The sequence below is a fragment of the Ralstonia sp. RRA genome, assembly GCF_037023145.1.
In the GTDB taxonomy this organism is placed as follows: Bacteria; Pseudomonadota; Gammaproteobacteria; order Burkholderiales; family Burkholderiaceae; genus Ralstonia.
In genome coordinates this window covers 268262-289284 of record NZ_CP146092.1, presented here as the reverse complement: position 1 = coordinate 289284, position 21023 = coordinate 268262, and the positions used below count along the sequence as shown (strand labels likewise).

16 protein-coding genes and 1 pseudogene are annotated in these 21023 nt (G+C 63.5%); 13 read left to right on the top strand and 4 right to left on the bottom strand.

Features of this window, described 5'->3' with window-relative positions; genetic code table 11:
• Positions 1–60: 60 nt before the first annotated feature.
• Both V6657_RS19340 and V6657_RS19335 read right to left on the bottom strand, forming a co-directional pair.
• The gene (locus V6657_RS19340; RefSeq protein WP_048934923.1) at positions 61–882 is read right to left on the bottom strand and encodes a hypothetical protein; all 822 of its coding nucleotides are present in this window, start codon (positions 880–882) and stop codon (positions 61–63) included.
• A 121-nt stretch (positions 883–1003) separates the two neighbouring features.
• Entirely contained in the window at positions 1004–1387 is a 384-nt protein-coding gene (locus tag V6657_RS19335) for a nuclear transport factor 2 family protein (protein WP_048934924.1), read from the bottom strand.
• Positions 1388–1911: 524 nt separating this feature from the next.
• Between V6657_RS19335 and V6657_RS19330 the strand changes: the two genes are divergently transcribed.
• The 7 genes from V6657_RS19330 (at position 1912) to V6657_RS19300 (ending at position 10163) form a co-directional block, all read left to right on the top strand.
• Positions 1912–2619: an AfsA-related hotdog domain-containing protein gene (locus V6657_RS19330; RefSeq protein WP_048934925.1), complete on the top strand. Its 708-nt coding sequence runs from the start codon at positions 1912–1914 to the stop codon at positions 2617–2619.
• 14 nt (positions 2620–2633) lie between these two features.
• Entirely contained in the window at positions 2634–3350 is a 717-nt protein-coding gene (locus V6657_RS19325; protein ID WP_160315307.1) for an HAD-IB family hydrolase, read from the top strand.
• A gap of 16 nt (positions 3351–3366) precedes the next feature.
• Complete coding sequence (locus V6657_RS19320) at positions 3367–3603, top strand: phosphopantetheine-binding protein (RefSeq protein ID WP_021193357.1); 237 nt, start codon at positions 3367–3369, stop codon at positions 3601–3603.
• Positions 3604–4668, top strand: coding sequence for a ketoacyl-ACP synthase III (locus V6657_RS19315; protein ID WP_048934927.1), 1065 nt, complete (start codon positions 3604–3606; stop codon positions 4666–4668).
• A 38-nt stretch (positions 4669–4706) separates the two neighbouring features.
• On the top strand, positions 4707–5681 hold the full coding sequence (locus V6657_RS19310) for a ketoacyl-ACP synthase III (RefSeq protein WP_048934928.1): 975 nt from the start codon (positions 4707–4709) through the stop codon (positions 5679–5681).
• Positions 5682–5790: 109 nt separating this feature from the next.
• The gene (locus V6657_RS19305; protein WP_248694737.1) at positions 5791–9351 is read left to right on the top strand and encodes an indolepyruvate ferredoxin oxidoreductase family protein; all 3561 of its coding nucleotides are present in this window, start codon (positions 5791–5793) and stop codon (positions 9349–9351) included.
• Between the two features lie 14 nt (positions 9352–9365).
• Complete coding sequence (locus tag V6657_RS19300; RefSeq protein WP_048934929.1) at positions 9366–10163, top strand: thioesterase domain-containing protein; 798 nt, start codon at positions 9366–9368, stop codon at positions 10161–10163.
• A 171-nt stretch (positions 10164–10334) separates the two neighbouring features.
• Here the strand turns inward: V6657_RS19300 and V6657_RS19295 are convergent, their stop codons facing one another.
• The gene (locus V6657_RS19295) at positions 10335–12143 is read right to left on the bottom strand and encodes a phosphodiesterase (protein WP_053166409.1); all 1809 of its coding nucleotides are present in this window, start codon (positions 12141–12143) and stop codon (positions 10335–10337) included.
• 229 nt (positions 12144–12372) lie between these two features.
• On the opposite strand from V6657_RS19295, the pseudogene V6657_RS19290 reads away from it, so the two are divergent.
• The 5 genes and pseudogenes from V6657_RS19290 to V6657_RS19270 all read left to right on the top strand — a co-directional run.
• A pseudogene (locus V6657_RS19290) lies at positions 12373–12756 on the top strand (MerR family transcriptional regulator); the annotation flags it as partial.
• 440 nt (positions 12757–13196) lie between these two features.
• Entirely contained in the window at positions 13197–13514 is a 318-nt protein-coding gene (locus V6657_RS19285) for a hypothetical protein (RefSeq protein ID WP_248694738.1), read from the top strand.
• 98 nt (positions 13515–13612) lie between these two features.
• A complete protein-coding gene (istA, locus tag V6657_RS19280) occupies positions 13613–15139 on the top strand; it encodes an IS21 family transposase (RefSeq protein WP_012760797.1) in 1527 nt (508 codons plus the stop codon).
• Positions 15129–15914 carry an IS21-like element helper ATPase IstB gene (gene istB, locus V6657_RS19275; RefSeq protein WP_004630242.1) on the top strand — a complete coding sequence of 262 codons (786 nt, stop codon included), beginning with the start codon at positions 15129–15131 and terminating at the stop codon, positions 15912–15914. The genes istA and istB overlap by 11 nt, the downstream gene beginning before the upstream one ends.
• A 205-nt stretch (positions 15915–16119) precedes the next feature.
• Positions 16120–17067 (top strand): LysR family transcriptional regulator, encoded by a 948-nt coding sequence (locus tag V6657_RS19270; RefSeq protein WP_048936129.1) that lies wholly within the window; start codon positions 16120–16122, stop codon positions 17065–17067.
• 101 nt (positions 17068–17168) lie between these two features.
• Here V6657_RS19270 and V6657_RS19265 read toward each other — a convergent pair whose 3' ends face one another.
• Complete coding sequence (locus V6657_RS19265) at positions 17169–18812, bottom strand: APC family permease (RefSeq protein ID WP_048936130.1); 1644 nt, start codon at positions 18810–18812, stop codon at positions 17169–17171.
• A 374-nt stretch (positions 18813–19186) separates the two neighbouring features.
• Between V6657_RS19265 and V6657_RS19260 the strand changes: the two genes are divergently transcribed.
• Entirely contained in the window at positions 19187–20527 is a 1341-nt protein-coding gene (locus V6657_RS19260) for an MATE family efflux transporter (protein WP_048936131.1), read from the top strand.
• Positions 20528–21023: the final 496 nt, after the last annotated feature.

Sequence of the window (21023 nt, the reverse complement as noted above, 5' to 3'; positions counted from 1 at the left end):
GCCTCTTGCACCGGCAGACGCCGTGTGGGCATCTGCCGGCCAACGTGTGGCTGGGCAGGGTCAGTGGAACATGCGCCAGCTGTCTTCATGGCGCACCAGAAAGGCGCCGATCGTGCGGCGCACGGCTTGGCATTGCTCCACGGCATGCATGACGCGCGTGTTGAGCACGTGCAGCTGACCGGGCTTGCCGCGCACCACCAGCTTGGGCACGTCTTCAAGCTGGGGGATGCTTTGATTGGCAAAAAACTCGGCCATCAGCGTGTGCAGCTGGGCGAAGTCCTGCGGGCGGTAGTCCCAGAACACGAGGCCCGTGCCCTCGTTGGAATCCGCCACCGACAGGAACACCGAGATCTGGTTCTTCAGCTCGGAGTAGTTCTCGCCAATCGGCCAGTTGCCCGGGTCGCGCGAGAAGTGGATGGCGTCGCAATGCGGCGGCACGCTGTAGATGCCTTCCTTCTTGGGCTGGAACTCGCGCTTGGAGGTGAGCGGAAACTCCGCCCACGTGCCCACCTGCACGGTGTCGATGTGCAGCGCATCGTGAATCAGCCGTGCAAAGGCGGTGTTGCGCAGTTGCCCGTTGAAGCGGCCGGCATAAGCAAAGTAGTCCGCCAGCCCGACCACGAGCTTTTCGTTTTCCAGAAACTGCATCGGGCCGACCGCCACGCCGGTGTTGGCCACGCCCGAGAGCGAGCGGTGCGGAATCACCTCGGGGTACGACGGGTCGGCCCACCAGGTATCGAGCTGCTCGGGCTGGACCACGTCCAGCAATACGGCAATCGCATCGCCATCGCGCACCAGCGCCACGGCTTCATCGATGTGCAGGTCACGGATTTCGGCGGGTGCGCCGAAGCGGTGGATTTCGGAGCGATACGACGTGCTCATCGGTCATCTCCTCAAACGGTGGATTGGTAGGTAGGGCGATGGGAAGGTGCCGCCACCTGCTCGGGATGGCGGCGTGCCTGCATGGGATGCGCCCGCGAATCAGCCGCGGAATAGCAGCGAATCAGGCCAGCTGGCTTTGCAGCGTCTGCAGGTCGAAGTAGTCCTTGAACAGCGTCAGCTTGCCGGCGTCGTTGAATTCAAGAATGACGACCATCGGCAGCGTGACCTTCTTGTCGCCAAAGACGATGTCGCTGGTGCGCTCGACAAACACCGTGCCGTTTTCCGACACCACGCGGTGCTTCTTCCAGACGTACGAAGACGATTTGCCGAAGAACTCGGCCACCTTTTCGACAGCCTTGGGCTTGCCGCGGTGCACGGTGTCGGCCAGCGGCACGTCTTCAAAGACAACGTCATCGGCCAGCAGGTCCGATACGGCGTCGAGGTCGCGTGTTTCCAGCGCGTGGATGAACTTGTTGGCCAGAGCCTTGGAGTCGTGTTGAGCCATCTTGCTGCCTCTATTGGAGTGTGGAACGCATCGGCAAGCGGGCATCCAGGTTGGGCCGGATGCCGCGCACCAACGCGCGGTTTCACCAATCCGTCGCATTGGATTGATTGGCAATCCAATGGCGGCCTTTTAAATCACGTGCGTGCACCGTTTTGCAGATCAAAAAGGTGTTGCAGCGCCGCCTGTGCCCCGGTTTGGTTCAAAGCACAAAGGCGCCGTGATTAAGCGCGGATGCTGTGTGAAAAGCGGCAACCCGTCTACTGTATTTTTTTGCAGTTGACCGCATTGCAGCAAACGGTAGGATGCGTCCGGCAGAGGCAACGACCCGTTTCCAGCAGTGGATTTGCGGCAAGGCACCAAAGCGCGAATTCATCAGGTTGGCCGCATATGTAAATGCAATAGCGCACATGCGGAAAAGGCGGGTCAATATAAAAACGATGACAAATGCGAAGCGCATTCGAATGGATACCGCATGCATCGCAATTGGCAATCCAATTACCCAGCACGCATACGACAGGCGCCCTATGACCGATACCCTCATTCGTGTGGTTGGCAACAAGTTTCAGGAGTTGTCCAACGCGCAAAGCATCCTCACGTTCGATGAGCTTGTGGCGCGTGTTCGTGACGGGCAGCTTGAGCCGGCCGCCATCTCGCTGGAACAGGGCATCTCGGAATCGCAGGTGGATGTGCTGCGCGATCTCGTGGCCCAGAGCAACCACGCCGGGCAGATCTCACTGCGCAGCTATTTCGACAGCCATCAGCGCTGTGACGGCACGCTCACGCACAAGATCAAGCGCGCAAATACGCTGATCTCCGACCCGCAGGAAACGGGCGAAGACACCTACGCCAGCGTGCTGTTGATCGACGATGAATGCGCTGACCTGAGCGACCACGTCACCGGCAAGCATGTGCAGTTCATGGTGCTGCTGGAAGCGGCCCGGCAGATGGGCAATGCCGTGACGCAGAAATTTCACTCCACGGCGGCCAAGATGTACCTGGCCGAAAACATCAACGTGGATTTCAAGGCCTTTGCCTATCCGTTCCAGGTGGACCTGGAATACCGCGTGCTGGAGCGCAACCTGCGCACCACCGGCGACGGCAAGATGGCCGTGCGGATCGACTTTCGCCAGCAAGGCAAAGTGATCGCGCAACTTACGCTCACTTTCACGGTGCTCGATCGCAAGTTTGTCTCGGCGCTGGAAAGCACGGCGCTCAAGTCGTTGCACAACTGATGGACGGTGCTGCCATGACTGCCGCCATCGCCCCTGACTGTGCTGCGCCGGAGGTCAACGCTACGCGCATCTGCGCGGTGTTCGATCTGGACGAAACGCTGATCCGCCCGAAGAGCATGCTCGCCGTGCTGGAGCAGTATCACCGCAGTACGGCCGCTTCGCCCGATCAGGCCGAGCGCCGCATCCGTGATGTGCGCGCCAACTTGACGTGGTACGTCGAGCGCAATGCCAACCGCGCCGCGCAGAACCGCTACTTCTACCGACAGCTCGCGGGCATTCCGGTGGCGGACATGGCACGCGCCGCGCAGCAGTGGTTTGAGGCCAATCGCGCAGTGCTGTACCACGACACGGTAGTCGCACGGCTCAACGCGCATCAGCAGGCCGGCGCCGTTGTCATCGTGGTGAGCGGTTCGTTTGCTGAGGCCATTGCACCCATTGCGGCTGACCTATCGATCGAGCATGTGGTGTGCGCGCACCTTGAGCAGCGTGATGGCCGTTACACCGGCGCGATGCTGGGCGAGCCGACCATTGGCGAAGGCAAGGCCACTGCGTTGCGCCAGTTCCTGCAGGTGCACGGCCTTTCCATGCACGGCGGCTTTGCCTATGGCGACCACGACAGCGACATCCCCCTGCTTTCCCTGGCTGACCACCCGGTGGCGGTCGGCTCCAACGCAGCACTGCTGGACCATGCCCGCCGGCACGACTGGCGTATTTCCCCCGCTGTTTCCTGATGATTGAGGTGAACCGATGGACGATCAAAAATTCATTGAAGACTTCGCGGCCCTGCTCGAAGTGTCGCCGGAGCGGATCACCGACGACTTCAACATGGTGGAAGAGGCAGTGTGGGATTCGCTGGCGTTTCTCAGCACCATCGCCCTCATCGACACGCACTACAAGAAAGTCGTGGACCCGATGGCACTCCAGGAGCTAACCACGTTCCGCGAGCTGCGTGCGCTGGTGCACGGTCAGAGCGTTGAGGCTTGAATGGGCTACCGGCGCTTTCACAACGCGCGCATTGCCGGGGTGTCTGCCGCGGTGCCGGATCACGTCCGGCGCAATGAAGACATCGCCGGTGATCCGGTGGAGATCGGCCGCACGGCCAAGCTGTGCGGCATCCAGGCCCGGCATGTGGCGCCTGACGGCATGTGCGCATCCGACCTCTGCTACGTGGCGGCGGAGCGCCTGCTGGAGTCCGTCGGCTGGGAGAAGGATTCCGTCGACGCGCTGATCTTCCTCTCGCAAACACCTGACTACGTGGTGCCCGCCACGAGCTGCGTGCTGCAGCGCCGGCTGGGGTTGTCGTTCCACTGCGCGGCGTTCGACATCACGCTCGGTTGCTCGGGCTATGTGTATGGGCTGATGGTGGGCTTCGGCCTGCTGGCCAAGGAAGGGATGCGGCGCGTGCTGCTGCTGGTGGGTGACACGCCCAGCAAGCTGATCTCGCCGCACGACATTCCGGCCAACATCCTGTTTGGCGATGCAGGCACGGCCACGGCCATCGAGTATTCGGAAGACGCAGCCGAGAGCTTCTTCTTTGCCGGCACCAACGGCGCGGGCAGCGACTCGCTCATCATCCAGGCCGGCGGGTTTCGCCAGCCGAGCACGGCGGAATCGGCCGAGCGCCGTCCACACCCGCAAGACAAGGTGCTGCGCTCGCAGGAAGAGCTGTACATGGATGGTTCGGCCGTGTTCGGCCTCACGCTCAACCACGTGCCGGAACTGGTGCAGCAGCTTGCCACCATCTCCGGTTGGCCGGTGCAGAGCGTAGACCGCTGGCTTTTCCACCAGGCCAACAAGTTCATGCTCGATTACTTCTCGAAGAAGATCGGCATTGCGCCCGAGAAGATGCCGAGCAACATCGACCGCTTCGGCAACACCAGCCCGCCGTCCATCCCACTGATGATGGTGACAGAGCACGACGCAGACGCTCCGCGGCCGGCGCGTGAGACCCTCGGCATGGTCGGCTTTGGCGTGGGCTTTTCGTGGGGTGGGGCGCTGTTGCGGCAGGCCGACCCGGTCATGGTGCCTCTTGTGTATCACCGTCAATAACGCAGTCGCGCAACCACGCACTCACGCGGAGCCCTCTCATGGCGGTACAGATTCAATCGATCAGCTATGCGCTGCCGGATGCGACGCTCAGCAATCAATCCATTGCTGCGCTGAACCCGGATTGGCCTGTCGACAAAATCGCAGGCAAAACCGGCATCCACCTTCGGCATATATCCGGCGACGACGAGTACAGCCTCGAGCTGGCCATCGCCGCCGGACGCCGTCTTCTGGACGAGCACAACATCGCACCGGAAGCCGTGGACTTCATCCTGTTCTGCAGCCAGACGCCCAAGTTCCTGATCCCGACGAGCGCCTGCCTGGTGCAGCATGCACTGGGGCTGCCCACGCGCAGCGGCGCGCTCGACGTGAACCAGGGGTGCTCGGGTTACGTGTCGTGCCTGATGCTGGCCGAAGGGCTGGTCGACAGCGGCCGCGCCAAGGGCGTGCTGCTCATCACGGCCGACACGTACACCAAGCTGGTGGCGCCGGAAGACCGCAGCCTCAAGACCATCATGGGCGATGCAGCCACGGCGTCGTTCATCCGCCGGGCCGACCAAGGCATCGGCGTGCGCGATTTCGAGTTCGGCACCGATGGCACGGGCGCCGAGGCCATCACCGCGTACACCTCGGGGCTGCATGGCCTGACCAGCGGCGGCGCGTATCAGCCGGACTTCCGCATGAATGGGCCGGGCGTCTTCAACTTCGTGCTGACCAAGGTGCCGGAGGTGATCGACGCGCTGCTGGAGAAGAACGGCCTGGAACAGGAAGACGTGGACCTGTTCGTCTTCCACCAGGCCAACGCGCACATGCTGGAGTCGGTGCGCATCAAGATGGGTATTGCGCCAGAACGCTTCTTCGTCAGCCTGGCGGATACCGGCAACACCGGTGCTTCCAGCATCCCGCTGGCGCTGGGCGATGCCGTGCGGCAAGGCCGTGTGATGCGCGGTGACAAGGTCGTGCTGATCGGCTTTGGCGCGGGGCTGTCATGGAGCGCCTGCCTGATCGACTGGTAAGCCGGCCGCCTTCTTCCGTTCAATCCATGCTGTTTCGATGCCCGCTGCGCGGCGGGGCAGGCTCCGCTCGCGCTGCGTTTTGTTACTGCCTCACCTTCGCGAGGTTCGCGTGCAACTCACCACGGCACAAGACAAATACACGGCGCACACGGGGCGCGTGTTCCTGAGCGGCATCGATGCGCTGGTCCGACTGACGGTGGTGCAGCGCTTGCGCGACCGCGCTGCGGGGCTCAACACGGCGGGCTTTGTGTCGGGCTATCGCGGCTCGCCGCTGGGCGGGCTGGATCAGGCGTTCTGGAAAGCCAGTGATGCGCTGGCGGCGCACGACATCCGCTTTCAACCCGGTGTAAATGAAGACCTGGCCGCCACCGCCGTATGGGGTACGCAGCAGGTGCATCTGCTGGGTGAGTCAAAGCACGATGGCGTGTTTGCACTCTGGTACGCCAAGGGCCCGGGCGTGGACCGCTCGGGCGATGTGCTCAAGCACCTGAACCATGCTGGCACCAGCGCGCACGGCGGCGTGCTGTTGGTGGCAGGGGATGATCACGGTGCGTATTCGTCCACGCTGCCGCATCAGAGCGATCACCTGTTCTGCTCGGCGATGATTCCCGTGCTGTATCCGGCCGATGTGCAGGAGTACATCGAGCTGGGCCTGCACGGCTGGGCCATGTCGCGTTACTCGGGTTGCGCGGTGGGCTTCAAGGCGCTGGCCGATACGGTGGAGTCGTCCGCCGGCATCGAGGCTGATCCGTTTGCCTTGCAGATCCATTTGCCGACTGACCACGTGCTGCCAGAAGGCGGGCTGAACTGCCGCCTTTCATCAGACCCACTGGGCCTGACCGCGCGCAAGCAGGAAGCGTTGATGCAAGACCACAAGCTGCCCGCGGTGCTGGCCTATGCGCGCGCTAACCGGCTCAATCGCACCACGCACGATGCGCCCACCGCGCGCTTGGGCATCATCGCCTCCGGCAAGAGCTACCGCGATGTGCGCGAAGCACTCGCCCTGCTGGAGATCGATGCCGATTCACCCGAGATGGCCAGCCTGCGCCTGCACAAGGTGGCCATGCCGTGGCCGCTGGAGCCACAGGGTATCTGCGATTTCGCCACGGGGCTGGACGAGATTCTCGTCATCGAAGAGAAGCGCCCGGTGGTGGAATCGCAGTTGCGTCAGTTTCTGTACGACCTGCCGGACAACGCGCGCCCGCGGATCGTCGGCAAGTCCGACGGGGTGGGCGAGCTGGCCGGCCCCGCTGGCAATGGTGTGTTCTCGGCCAAGACGGATCTTTCCGTCGCGCAGATCGCCATGGTGATTGCGGATCGGCTCGCACAGTTTCATCCGCAGGGCCGCCTTGCCAAGACGGCGGCCTGGCTGCGTGACCGGCAGGCCTTTCTCGATCGTGAGGTGGCAACGCCCGCGCGCTCGGCCTACTACTGCTCGGGGTGCCCGCACAGCACGTCCACCAAGGTGCCCGAGGGCAGCCTGGCGCTGGGCGGCATCGGCTGCCACATCATGGCCACCGCCATCTACCCCGAGCACAACAAGACCTTTACGCAGATGGGCGGCGAGGGTGCGACGTGGATCGGGCAGGCGCCGTTCTCGCAGGTGCCGCACGTGTTTGCCAACCTGGGCGATGGCACCTACTTCCACTCGGGCTATCTCGCCATTCGCGCGGCCATAGCCGCCAAGGTGAACATCACCTACAAGCTGCTCTATAACGACGCCGTGGCCATGACCGGCGGCCAGCCGGTGGACGGCACCGTGACCGTGCCGGCGATTGCGCGACAGTTGGCATCGGAAGGCGTGACACGCATCGCGCTGGTGTCGGAAGACCCATCACGCCATGACGGCCGCATCGGCTTGCCGGACGGCGTGACCATTCACCCGCGTGAGTCGCTCGATGCCGTGCAGCGCGAGTTGCGTGAAGTGCAGGGCACCAGCGTGCTGATCTACGAACAGGTGTGCGCGGCGGAAAAACGCCGCCGCAAGAAGAAGCAAGCGGTGCAGGCGCCGGCCCGGCATCTCTTCATCAACCCGCTGGTGTGCGAGGGCTGCGGAGACTGCGCCACGCAATCGAACTGTTCGTCCATCGTGCCGCTGGAAACCGAGTTCGGCCGCAAGCGTGCCGTGCACCAGGGGTCGTGCAATCAGGACACCTCGTGTGCCAAGGGCTTCTGCCCAAGCTTTGTGACCGTGGAAGGCGGCCGCCTGCGCGGCAGCGGACGCAAGCAGCAGAAGGCCGCGTTGCCCGACAACCTGCCAGCCTTGCCGACACCGCAACTTGTAGCGCTGGATGCACCGTTCAACGTGCTCATCTGTGGCATTGGTGGTACGGGCGTGATCACGGTCGGCACCATCCTCGGTATGGCCGCGCATCTGGAAGGCAAGGGCGCCTCGGTTCTGGACATGACCGGCATGTCGCAGAAGAACGGTGCGGTGATGTCGCACGTGCGCATCGCGCAGCGGCAGGACGCGCTGCACTCGCAGCGTATTCCTGCCTGCCAGGCGGACGTGGTGCTCGGCTACGACATCCTCACCGCCGCTGCGCGGGATGCGGTGGACAAGATCAAGCCCGGCCATACGCAGATCGTGCTGAACACGGAGGAGACACCCCCTGGGCACGCCATCCGGCAAGTGGACTGGCAGTTCCCCACCGAGCAACTGCGCCGCCTGCTGGGGGAAACGGCCGAGGCCAGGCTGGAGTTTGTTGACGCGGGTGCGCTCGCGCAGCACCACCTGGGCGATGCGCTGTACACCAACCTGCTGATGCTGGGCTATGCGTTTCAGCGTGGGCTGCTGCCGCTGTCGGAGGCGTCCATCCTGCGCGCCATTGAAGTTAACGGCGTGGCCGTGGCGGCCAATCAGCGTGCGTTCCAGTGGGGGCGGTATGCGGCGTTCGACGCGGGCATCGGGGCGAGCAAGCCATTGGCGGAATCCATCATCAAGCTGCAAAAGCCTGCCAGCCTGGATGCTGTGCTCGCGCATCGCCGCGGCTTCCTGACGGCCTACCAGAACGAAGCCTATGCGCGCCGCTACGTGAACTTTGTCGAGCACGTGCGGCAGGCCGAGCGCGCCGCCACCGGCAAGCAGACGTTGGCCACCGCCGTGGCGCACAACCTGTTCAAGCTGATGGCTTACAAGGATGAGTACGAGGTGGCGCGCCTGTTCAGCGGTGAAGACTTCCGCCGCGCGCTGGCCGATACTTTTGAAGGCGACGTCACGCTGCGCTTTCATCTGGCGCCGCCCGTTCTCTCTGCGTTGGAAGGCGGCACGCCGCGCAAGCGCACGTACGGGCCCGGCACGCAGCGCCTGTTTGCCGTATTGGCGCGCTTCAAGTGGCTGCGCGGCACACGCTTCGACCCGTTCGGCTACACGCGCGAGCGCCGGCAGGAGCGCGCGCTGATCGTCGAGTACGAGCACGCCATCGACACCGCGCTCGGCAAGCTCAGTGCTCTCACGTACGACGCCGTGCTGCAGCTGGCTAACCTGCCCAAGCAGATCCGCGGCTACGGCCACGTGAAGGCCGCCAGCATCGAATCCGCCCGCACCCGCCAGCACGCGCTGCTGGCACAACTGACCGGCCACAGCCCGGCGCACGAAGCACAGGCGCCTGCGTGGCCGGCATTCCCCGGGGCCGATGGCTACGGCCTGCCGCGCGAGGTTTCCTGGTAAGGAGGGTGACCGCCATGTCCCAGCTACGCTATATCGTTCCGGTCGGGCGCACGCCCGTGATTGCGCCGCGCCTGCGGTTGTACTGCTTCCACCATGCGGGCGGCAGCGCAGGCAACTTTGCCAAGTGGCCGGCCGGGCTGCGCAGCTTCGAGGTGCGGGCCATTCAGTTGCCGCATCGCTTTCTGCCGGCGGGGGTGGCGCGTGCCGGCCATCTCGATGAACTGCTGCCTGGCATGGCCGATGAAGTGGCCGGTGCGCAGGCCGATGCGTTGCCGTTTGCGTTTTACGGGCACAGCCTGGGCGCGCTGGTGGCGTTCGAGCTGGCCCGTACGCTGCGAGCGCGTGGCGGGCCGCAGCCGGTGGCGCTGGCCATTTCCGGGCATCGCGCACCGCATCGGCTGTTGGGCCGCCCGCCGATCTGTGAACTGGAGCAGACCGCCTTCATCGACCGCCTGCGTGGGCTGGGCGGCATGCCGGAATCCGTGCTGACGGATACGCGCACGCTGTCGTACATCCTGCCGACATTGCGGGCCGATCTGCGCCTGTCGGAAATCTATGACTACCGTGAGGAGCCGCCGCTGTCGTTGCCGCTGTTCGGCTTTCGCGGCCAGGATGATCCATTGCTGAACGAAGCAGACTATGCCGCTTGGGCCGACGTCACGCGTGGCCCGAGCGTGCTACGCACGCTGCCCGGCCACCACTTCTTTGAACAGGATGGGCTGGAGGCGTTGCACGCACACCTTGAAGCCGATCTCACGCCGCTGGCCAACCGCCCGACTCGCCGCCGGCGCGATCCGGCGGAGGCGCTCTAGTCCACTGAATCACTGAAATTGGTCGGTGCCTGCCACGCCATGCGGGCGCATCGCGTCGTTGCAAATGCTCGCAATAGCCAGCTATTGCTGCGCTTTGCGCCTAGCGCTGCATCCCGCATGGCATGTCCTGCCCCTCCCATTTCAATGATTCAGCGGACTAGCAACCGACGCTCAGGCGATGGCCGACAGGGTTTGCGCGGGCCGCATCGCTTCCAGGTAGAAGCCGCTGTCGCTCTGTTTGGCGCGGCGTTTTGCCAGCGCGGCGGCGGTGCCAATGTCATCACTGTTACGTGCGGCACCTGGGTGCACGTGCAAGGCACCCACCGCCATCGTCACAAAGCGGAAGAACGCGGGCAGGCCCTTGCGGTCTTCGGCATGGATACCGCCGGCTAGCTGGTCGGCCGGTGTATACATCGCCAGCGCATTGGTGTTGAACGTGGCAATGGCATGCTCGACGCGCGCACGCCAGTCGGCGCTCTGGAACAGGATCAGGAAATCATCTCCACCCACGTGGCCGAGAAAGTCGCGCGTCGGCTCGCACGCCGTGGCCAGTACGGCAGCGGCCATCTTCAGCATCTCGTCACCCTGCCAGTAGCCGTACTGGTCGTTGAAGGGTTTGAAGTGGTTCAGGTCGACATAGCAGGCGTAGAACTCCGCGCGCGCTTCCAGCAAACGTTCAATGTGCAGGTTCAACGGAATGTTGCCCGGCAGGAACGTGAGCGGATTGGCGTAGCGCGCGGCTTCAATGCGGATCTCGGTCACGGTGCGCACGAGCTCTTCACCCGTGCCCAGGCCGAGGTAGCGGCCGTGCTCGGTGATGATGAAGCCGTCGGTCAGGTAGCGCTGGTCTTCGCTCATCAGCAGCGCAGACATGTCTTCCAGCGAGGCGGACTTTTCCACCAGTACCGGCTGCCGGTTGGCAAACGCCAGCGCAGATTTCTTGCCGTACAGCTCACGGTGATACGGCATCGCGTAGCGGTCAATGAAGGCGCGGCGGGCGATGAGCGCCAGCGGCCGTTCGTCTTCATCCAGCAGCGCCACGGCATGCAGATCGGGGTGGCGGTTGAACAGGTGCAGCACGTCGTCGTTGCTGCAGCGCAGGGGCAGAGTGGGTGCCACGCGCAGCAGCTTGCTGGCGGTGATGGCGCGCCAGCCCACGCGCACCGCCTGCGGAAACACCGCAATCTGCGAGGACTGCAGCACGCGCGCTGCCTGACTCGACATGTCGCCCGCCGGCTTGTCTTGCGGTCGCCCCAGGAAGAAACCCTGGCCAAAGCGGATGCCCAGATCGCGCACCACGCCCAGTTCATCTTCCGTTTCCAGCCCCTCGGCAATGATGCTGGTCGCGCCGCCCTTGAGCGTTTGCTGCAAAGAGCGTGCGACGTCCAGCTTGGCCGGGTGCTTGGCAATGTCGCGCAGGAAATACTTGTCGAGCTTGATGAAGTCCGGCGTCAGTTCGATCAGCAGGTTCAGGTTGGCATTGCCCGTGCCGAAATCGTCCAGTGCGCACTGCATGCCGAAGTCACGCGCCACCGACAGCGCCTGGGCAAAGCTGGCGAGGTCGTCGATGGGCGTCTGCTCGGTCAGCTCGATGACGATGCGCGAGGGGTGCAGATCGTGGTCGGCAATCGCGTGCAGGAGGCGGGCATGGTCTTGCAGCAACTGGCGCACGCCAAACGCGCTGAAATTCAGGAACAGCTTGCCCGGCAGGCGCATGGCCGAGAAATTGGCAATGGCCAGGCGCGCGGCCGTGGTCTCCAGCGCAATTGCGCCCTGCGTGTCCGATGCCGCGGCAAACAACGCGGCGGGCGACTCCATGGCCGTGCCCGCCGGCCCACGCAGCAGCGCCTCGTAACCAAGCACCTCGGTGGTGGACAGGCGGAAGATCGGTTGGAACACCGTACGCAGCATCTCGGGCGCAATGCCCGCCGGCAAGGGAAGCGGTGAGAAAGTCATGGCGTTGGACGGAAGCTCGGACATTCCGCCTAACGGTCACAGACGAGAGTGCTGAACACAGCGTTGAATGAATTTTTTATGACGCACGGCACAGCGCGGGTTGGCGGGCTGCAGCCCCCACCACAGAGGGGGCATGGTTCAGAATGCGGAGTGCGCCGGAGTCTTCACGGGGCGCCATCCATTCACGCCGCGCTTGACCCTCACACTGCGTGAGGTCCTAGCCTGGGTTCAAGCCAAAAGACAGGAGCTGACCATGTTGTTGAAAGTGGGCGACCTCGCCAAACGCTGCGGCCTCACCGTCCGCATGCTGCATCACTACGACAGCATCGGCCTGCTCACGCCTTCGGCCCGCTCCGACAGCGGCTACCGGCTGTACGACAAGGCTGACATTGCCCGGCTGCACCAGATTCAGGCGTTGCGGCGGTTCGGCATGTCGCTGGCCGATGTCGGGGCTTTCCTGGCAAGCCCGGACGTTCCCCTGACCACGATCATGGAACGGCAGATCGCGATGCTCGATCAGCAGATCACGCAGGCCAGCGTGCTGCGCGATCGGCTGACCCGTCTGCACGACCAGCTCATGCGCAAGGAAGAGCCCGAGCTTGCCGAGTGGCTCACAACCTTGGAATGGATGACCATGAAGAGCGGTGTTGGGTTGTTTACTTACAAATCTGTCACCGCACTGCTGCCCGGTGCTGGGTGTCCCAGCATCGATTGGCAATCCTTGGGGAAAGAACCTGTAGCTGCTGGGGGTGTTCTAATGACCAATGGTCCGAGCGATGTGCCCGCTCGCCATTGAGCCGCGTGGAGGTTTCGACATCCCAGAGCTTGAGCCTGAACTGTAGCTGTAGGTCATTGTGCGATGCCTACGACGAGCAAGAGGTGGCGGCATGGAGCTAGTGTGGGCGTAGCGAAGAAATTTAGAAAAAATGGCGCCTCCCGCCCCGGGAGTAGCGAAGTTATTTATAAAAAATAGCGAAGTTGATTAGATTTCATCTAGCGTGATGTGAGGTAAGGTATTTCCAATACTTCGTCCTCATTACTGGAAGATCATCGGAGTTGATCGAACGGATCTCCGCGATGTCGTTCAACGGTGCCGAGGGCATGGCCTTCGAGCAGTTCTTCCTGAAGCGGCTCAACACAACGCGAGCCACTCGCGACATGCTGGAGGCCACTCTACTGGAGCTTCACCAGGGCGGTGAGATCGTCGTGGTCGATGAATCCGGGGCGCCCCCCAGGGTGCCGTCAGTCGGAAGAGCAATTATGTTTTTCGCCTGTCGTCGCAGCGCTCTTTCTCGTTTTCTTGGCGGCCTCAGGTCAAAGAGAGTAGCGGTGTGTTCCTCCAGAAATACCTCGCAGAGAGCCGGTGAGCATGGCACTGAATGGGCAACCTGTTGATTTGCACGGAATCCTGACCCACCCGAGGTAGGTTTTTGCATCGAATGTTGACCCACGTATAGAACACTGTCCCGCTCGGCAACGAGCGGGAGATCGGAGTGATCGACGTGGCCATACTGAGCATCATTCGACGCTGGCATCTTCGCGACCAGATCCCGCTGCGCGAGATCGCCAGACGCCTGGGCATCTCCAGGAACACGGTCAGGCGCTATCTGCGCGCTGACACCACGGCACCGGCCTATCCTGCACGGCAGAGTCCGAGCAAGCTCGACGGCCATGCCGCCAAGCTCTCCGCTTGGCTCAAGACCGAGGCCAACAAGCCACGCAAGCAACGGCGCACACTCAAGCAGATCCACACTGATCTGTGTGCCTTGGGCTTCACCGGCTCCTACGATCGCGTTGCCGCATTCGCTCGCCGCTGGCGCCAGGAGCAACAGGAGCAAGCCCGCACGTCGGGGCGAGGCACCTTTATCCCACTGCGCTTCGCAGAGGGTGAGGCCTTCCAGTTCGACTGGAGCGAGGACTGGGCGGTCATCGCCGGCGAGCGCACCAAGCTGCAAGTGGCTCAGTTCAAGCTCAGCCACAGCCGCGCATTCTTCCTGCGCGCGTATCTGCTGCAGACCCACGAGATGCTGTTCGATGCCCATCACCACGCCTTTGTGGCCTGGGGCGGTATCCCGCGTCGCGGCATCTACGACAACATGAAGACCGCCGTGGATCGCGTGCGCCTGGGCAAGTTGCGTGACGTCAACTTGCGCTTCAGCACCATGGTCAGCCACTACCTGTTCGACGCCGAGTTCTGTAACCCGGCCTCGGGCTGGGAGAAGGGGCAGATAGAGAAGAACGTGCAGGACAGCCGTCACCGCATCTGGCAACGCATCCCTGCATTCGGCTCTCTGGCGGCACTTAATGACTGGCTGGCCGACCAGTGCGTACGGCTGTGGCAGCAGACCCGCCATCCTGAGCTGGACATGACCCTCTGGGAGGCCTGGTCGCTGGAGCGGCCACACCTGATGCCCGTGGGGCAGCCGTTCGATGGCTTTGTGGAGCACACCAAGCGCGTCTCACCAACCTGCCTGGTGACCTTCGAGCGCAACCGCTACAGCGTACCGGCGTCGTTTGCCAACCGGCCCATCAGTCTGCGCGTCTATGCCAATCGGCTCGTGTTCGTGGCCGAAGGCCAGGTGATTGCCGAGCACGTGCGGCACATCGACCGTAGCCATCTTCCGGGGCGCACAATCTATGACTGGCACCACTACCTCGCGGTGCTGCAGCGTAAGCCCGGTGCGCTGCGTAACGGCGCACCGTTCGCCGAACTGCCAGAGGGCTTCCGACGCCTGCAATCCACACTGCTCAAACGCCCTGGTGGCGATCGCGAGATGGTCGAGATCCTGGCGCTGGTGCTGTTGCACGACGAACAGGCCGTGCTCACTGCGGTGGAGCTCGCACTGGAGGCGGGTGCCCCGTCCAAGCAAACCATCCTGAACATCCTCAGCCGCCTCCTGGAAGGCGAGCCCGTGGCACCGATCACCTCACCACAGGCACTGGCGCTGCACGTCGAACCGCAGGCCAACGTCGGCCGCTACGACAGCTTGCGAGATCGGGAGGTGCATCATGCAGCATGAAGTCATGTTGGAGATGCTCAAGTCGTTGAAGCTGCACGGCATGGCACAAGCGCTGGGCGACCTGGCGGCGCAGGACTCGCCGGCCTACCAGTCGGCCGTGGCCATCCTGTCGCGTCTGCTCAAGGCCGAGCTCACCGAGCGCGAGGTGCGCTCGCTGGCCTATCAGATGAAGGTGGCGCGCTTCCCAGCCTACCGAGACCTGACCGGCTTCGACTTCAGTTGCAGCGAGGCCAACGAAGCACTGGTGCGGCAGCTTCACCGCTGCGAGTTCCTCGAGTCGGCGCACAACATCGTGCTGGTCGGCGGCCCAGGTACGGGCAAGACCCATCTCGGCACCGCCATCGGCGTGCAGGCCGTGGAGCACCATCACCGTCGAGTGCGCTTCTTCTCGACCGTGGAGCTCGTCAACGCGTTGGAACTGGAGAAGGTCTCAGGCAAGCCGGGACACCTGGCCACGCGACTCATGTATGCCGACCTGGTGATCCTCGATGAGCTGGGCTATCTGCCGTTCAGCCAGACCGGCGGCGCATTGCTGTTCCACCTGATCAGCAAGCTCTACGAGCGCACCAGCCTCGTCATCACCACCAACCTGAGCTTCGGCGAATGGTCCAGCGTCTTCGGGGACGCCAAGATGACCACCGCGCTATTGGATCGCCTCACGCACCACTGCCACATTGTTGAAACCGGCAACGATAGCTATCGTTTCAAGCACAGCACCACCCAGCCCAAGAAGGAGAAACGCACCGCCAAACAACCCGCACAAAGCGACACCTAACAGCCTTTGGGGTGGGTCAGTTTTCGATGCAAATCCTGGGTCAGGATTCGGTGCAAATCAACAGTCGGGATGGCAAGGCGGGACATGGCGTTCTCCAGTGTCTCGAGCGTGGAATACGCTCGGTGAAATGGATCTTGCCTCTTTCCATTTCTATTGATAATCCGGCAATATCAAGAATATCTCTACCAAATGTTGGAAGGATAAGATGGATCGCCTGGAGGCCATGTCGTTGCTGGTGGCGGTTGCGGAGAAAGGCAGCCTATCTGCGGCGGGACGCGATTTGAAGGTGCCGCTGGCCACCCTCAGCCGCAAGATTTCCGAGCTGGAAACGCGGCTCGGCGCGCGGCTGCTGATCCGTTCGACCCGCAAGCTCACGTTGACGGATGCCGGCGTCGCCTATGTGGCGTCAGCACGCCGCATCCTCGACGAGGTGGAGGAGGCGGAGCGCCAAGCGGCTGGCGAGTTCACCGTGCCCAAGGGCGAATTGGTCGTCACCGCGCCGCTCATGTTTGGGCGCCTGCACGTGCTGCCGGTTGTTACCGACTTTCTGGCGGCGTTTCCTGAGATCAACATTCGGCTCATCCTGTCCGATCGCAACGTGGATCTCATTGGCGACCATGTGGACATGGCGGTGCGCATTGGGAAGCTGCCGGACAGCTCGATGGTGGCCACGCAAATCGGCGTCATGCGAACGGTCACGTGTGCCAGCCCCGGGCTCCTTGCCGGTCGCGGCACACCGCAGGCTCCCGATGATCTGTCGCGTCTTCCGTGTGTGAGCGTGGACACGCCCATGCCTTCGCCGTCGTGGCGTTTTCTGCACCCGCGATCCGGCACGGTGATCGATGTCCCGATCCTGCCGCGTCTGACCGTCACGACTCCGGAAGCGGCAATGCAGGCGGCAGTCCGCAAGGTCGGCATCACTCGGTTGCTGCACTACCAGGCGGCGGAGGCTGTCTCGCGTGGCGAGCTGCAGATCTTCTTGGAGGCGTACGAGCCGGAACCCGCTCCAGTCCATCTCGTGCACGTTGCACGTGGGCAGATGCCGTTGAAGATGCGTCGCTTCCTTGATTTTGCCGCGCCACGCCTGCGGCAGGCTCTCAGCGACGTGGCTTCTCCTCGGGGCAAGTCAGCGATGCACCGGGAGTCAAACTGAGGCGCAGTCCAGCGGACAACGGTGCTGGAGCCATCGTGAAATAAAAAAACGCCCGCCGGCGAACCGGACGGGCGTTTTTTCTGAGGATGGCGATGCTGGTATCAGACGCCTTGCGGTACGCCGCGCGGTGCGCGCTTGCCGCTTGGAGCCGGCGCGTCTTCATGCACGTGCTCGACTTCATCCAGATAACGGGTGTGCCAGCCGCTGGCCACGCCCCACCGGTAGAAGCCCAGCGACACAACCGCCACCATGACCATGTCCCAACCGTAGGGGATCAGGCCCAGGCCGCCGAATTCCTTGCTGCCGAAGTACGACATCGCGGCAATGGTCGGCAGGTAGGCGATCATCCACCAGGCGCCCTTAAGCTCCGTCTTGAAGTCGGGCCAGCCAGCCTTGGCCTGGTAGTAGAAGTACACGGGCAGTGCCACCAGCATCAGCACGATGATTTCGCCGGTCAGCGGCCACTTGGCCCAGTACAGGATCAGCGATGCGCACACGAAGGCAAACGGTGCGATCAGCGACAGGCCAGCCAGGCGCAGCGGGCGGTGCAGACCCGGGGAGGTCTTGCGCAGCGACATCACGCTGATCGGGCCCGTCAGGTACGAGATGACGGTCGCCACCGAAATGACGGCTGCCAGTGCGCCCCAGCCACGGAAGAAGAACAGGAAGATGAACGACACCGCCAGGTTGAACCACATGGCCGGACGCGACACGCCAAACACCGGGTGCACGCGGCCGAAGATGGCCGGCAGGGTGTTGTTGCGCTCCATCGCGTAGATCATGCGCGTGGTGGTGGCCATGTAGGTGGCGCCGGTGCCCGAGGGGCTCACGAACGCATCCAGATACAGAACGACGGCCAGCCAGTTCAGGTTGAGCGCAATCGCCAATTGAGCAAACGGCGAGTGGAAGTCGATGCCATGCCAGCCGCCCGCGAGCGACGCCGGGGGCACTGCACCCAGAAAGGCAATCTGCAAGGCCACGTAGATCACAGCGGCCAGCAGGATGGAGCCGATCACCGCAATGGGCACGTTGCGGCCTGGGTTGCGCGCCTCGCCCGCGAGGTTGATCGGGCTTTGGAAGCCGTTAAAGGCAAACACAATGCCGCTGGTGGCAATGGCCGACAGCACCGCCGACCAGCCATACGGCGCAAAGCCGCCTGCCGTGCTCGCGCCTTCGGCCATGCCGAAGTTGCCCGGGTGGAAGCCCGCCACGATCAGCGCCACGGCGGTTGCCAGCGGAATCACAAACTTGAAGATGGTGATGGCGCTGTTGGCCTTGGCAAACGCCTTCACGCCCCAGTAGTTCACCAGGAAGTACACGATCACCAGCACGGCCGAGAGCACCAGGCCGACCGGGGTCAGCTCACCGTTCTGGAACAGCCCCTGCGCCCACGGCCACGGCCACGAGCTCATGTACTGGATGGAGGCTTCGGCCTCGATGGGGATGACGGTGACGATGGCGATCCAGTTGGCCCACGCGGCCACGAAGCCCACCAGCGAGCCGTGCGAGTAGCGCGCGTAGCGCACCATGCCGCCGGACTCGGGGAACATCGCGCCCAGTTCGGCATACGTCAGGGCGATGGCCAGGATAACGATTGCGCCGATGACCCAGGTAAAGATGGCGGCAGGGCCTGCCACCTGTGCGGCGTGACCCGCACCGAACAGCCAGCCCGAACCGATGATCGAGCCCAAGCCGGTCAACATCAGGGGCCAGGCGCCAAGGTTGCGTTGTACGTTTTTTTCCAAGGAAGTCTCCACCCCGGCGAGTTCGGACGCTCGACAGGGCACCGCGGCTTGCTTAACAGTCCGCTTAGTTCTACCGAGGCGACGCTGTTTTGGCGTCGCCCACCGTTCCGCATGGTGGGTGTCACCAGCGCAGAACATGCGTGCACGGGGTGACGCGTAGCATCAACCGCGCTTGTCCGGTCGCGTTGAAAGGCGGGGGCATGGTGCCTGCCTTCCGGGGGGATTCGCGTATAGTCATCGGCGACGTTGTGCAGGGTGACGCACTTGTCGCACGATTGCCGGAACTCGCAATGGGGCGCAATCATAGCGAAATCGCTGGCGGTTGCACCTCTTTTTCATCCGATTTTCACTGTCCCTCCCCATTTTTTACCCCCATGGAGTCCTCATCCGTCACATCGGTTGCACCTGCGACACCTGCGCAGTGGCATCGGCGCGTGCTGACGCTGGCGTTTCCCATCGTGCTGGCCAACCTGACGCAGCCGATCCTGTCGGCGGTGGATACGGCCGTGGCGGGGCATTTGCCTGGGCCGGAATACATCGGCGGGGTGGCGCTGGGCGGGGTGTTCTTCAACTTCGTGTTCTGGGGCTTCGGCTTCCTGCGCATGGGTACCACGGGGCTGGTGTCGCAGGCGCATGGTGCGGGCGATGCACGTGCACTGCGGGCGAGCGTGGTGCGTGCGTTGCTGCTGGCGCTGGCTATTGGTGCGCTGTTGCTGGTGCTGCAGGGGCCGGCCATCCGCATCACGCTGACGCTGCTGGGGGCAAGTGACACCGTCACCCGCATGGCCGAGGTGTATTGCCATGCGCGTATCTGGTCAGCGCCGTTTGCGCTGGCCAACTATGTGGTGCTCGGTACCTTGCTCGGGCGCCAGCAGGTGCGGCGCGCGTTGCTGCTGCAGGTGTTCATCAACGCGGTCAACATGGCGGCGGTGCTGGGCCTGGTGCTGGGGGCGGGCATGGGTGTCGGTGGCATCGGCGCGGCGACAGCGCTGGCGGACATCGCCGGGTTTGCGCTGGGCATGCTGCTGCTGTGGCTGCAGCGGCCGCTGGGTTTGCCCCCGCTCACGCGCGCTGAACTGCTCGCGCGCGACGCCTGGCGCCGGCTGATGGGTTTGAACACCGACATTTTTCTGCGCACGTTGTGCCTGTTGGGCGCCTTCGGCTGGTTTGCCCACGCGGGCGCCAAGCAGGGCGACGTGGTGCTGGCTGCCAACGCGCTGCTGCTCAACTTCCTGACCTTCATGGCCTACGGGCTGGACGGCTTTGCGCATGCCGCCGAGGCACTGGTGGGCGCCGCACTGGGCGGGCGGGACCGCCATGCACTGCGCATGGCAATTCGCGTATCGACGTTCTGGTCAGTGCTGGGGGCGGGGCTGTTTGCGGCGGTGTATGCGCTGGCGGGCTCGGCCATCATCGGCGTGCTGACCGATCAGCCGGCCGTGCGCGAGGCCGCGCGCCACTATCTGGTGTGGGCGGCGCTGCTGCCGATCGTTTCCATGTGGGGCTTCCAGTTTGACGGCGTGTTTATCGGCGCCACGCGCACGCGTGAACTGCTGGTGACGATGGCTGTGGCCGCCGCTGCGTTCTGGGGGCTGTCGGTCATGCTCCAGCCGCTGTGGGGTAACCACGGGCTGTGGGTGTCGATGCTGGGTTTTATGGCGCTGCGTGGGTTGATGCTTGGAGTATTGCTGCCGAGGGTGTGGTGGGCGGCCTAGGGTTCAAACGGAAAATCCTGCGCTTCGTACTGCTCGTGTCGAGATTCACTTAACTTTGAACCTTGTTCGTTTAACTCTGAACTTCCTGCGGCACACGCCCCTCGGTACGGTCGTGGGTAAGGAACACGGAAGTGCCAACAGGGACGGCTGGGCAACCGGCAGAAAGCGCGGCAGAGGCCGGAACCGAGGCACGATCGGCAGAACGGGGAGGATATTAGGCTCAGTTCGGCCATCAAGGGGACGGTCGCCTATGTATCTTGAATGTCCGCGATTGCGTACGAAGCGCCCACGCAGCTCTCCGACTGCACTTGGCTCGCACGCTCCTCATCCTCGAGCCGAGATTTGAAAGTTTGCTCAGGCCTACACGACGGTCATTTTCCAGATCGAACACGCGCCCCGCTTTGTAGCAAGTACGACCCGCGCCGGTTGTCGAATAAGCGCACGAGCACCCGCTCCGAGCGGGACAAAACGGGTATTTGCAATCTCGGCGCCGGTG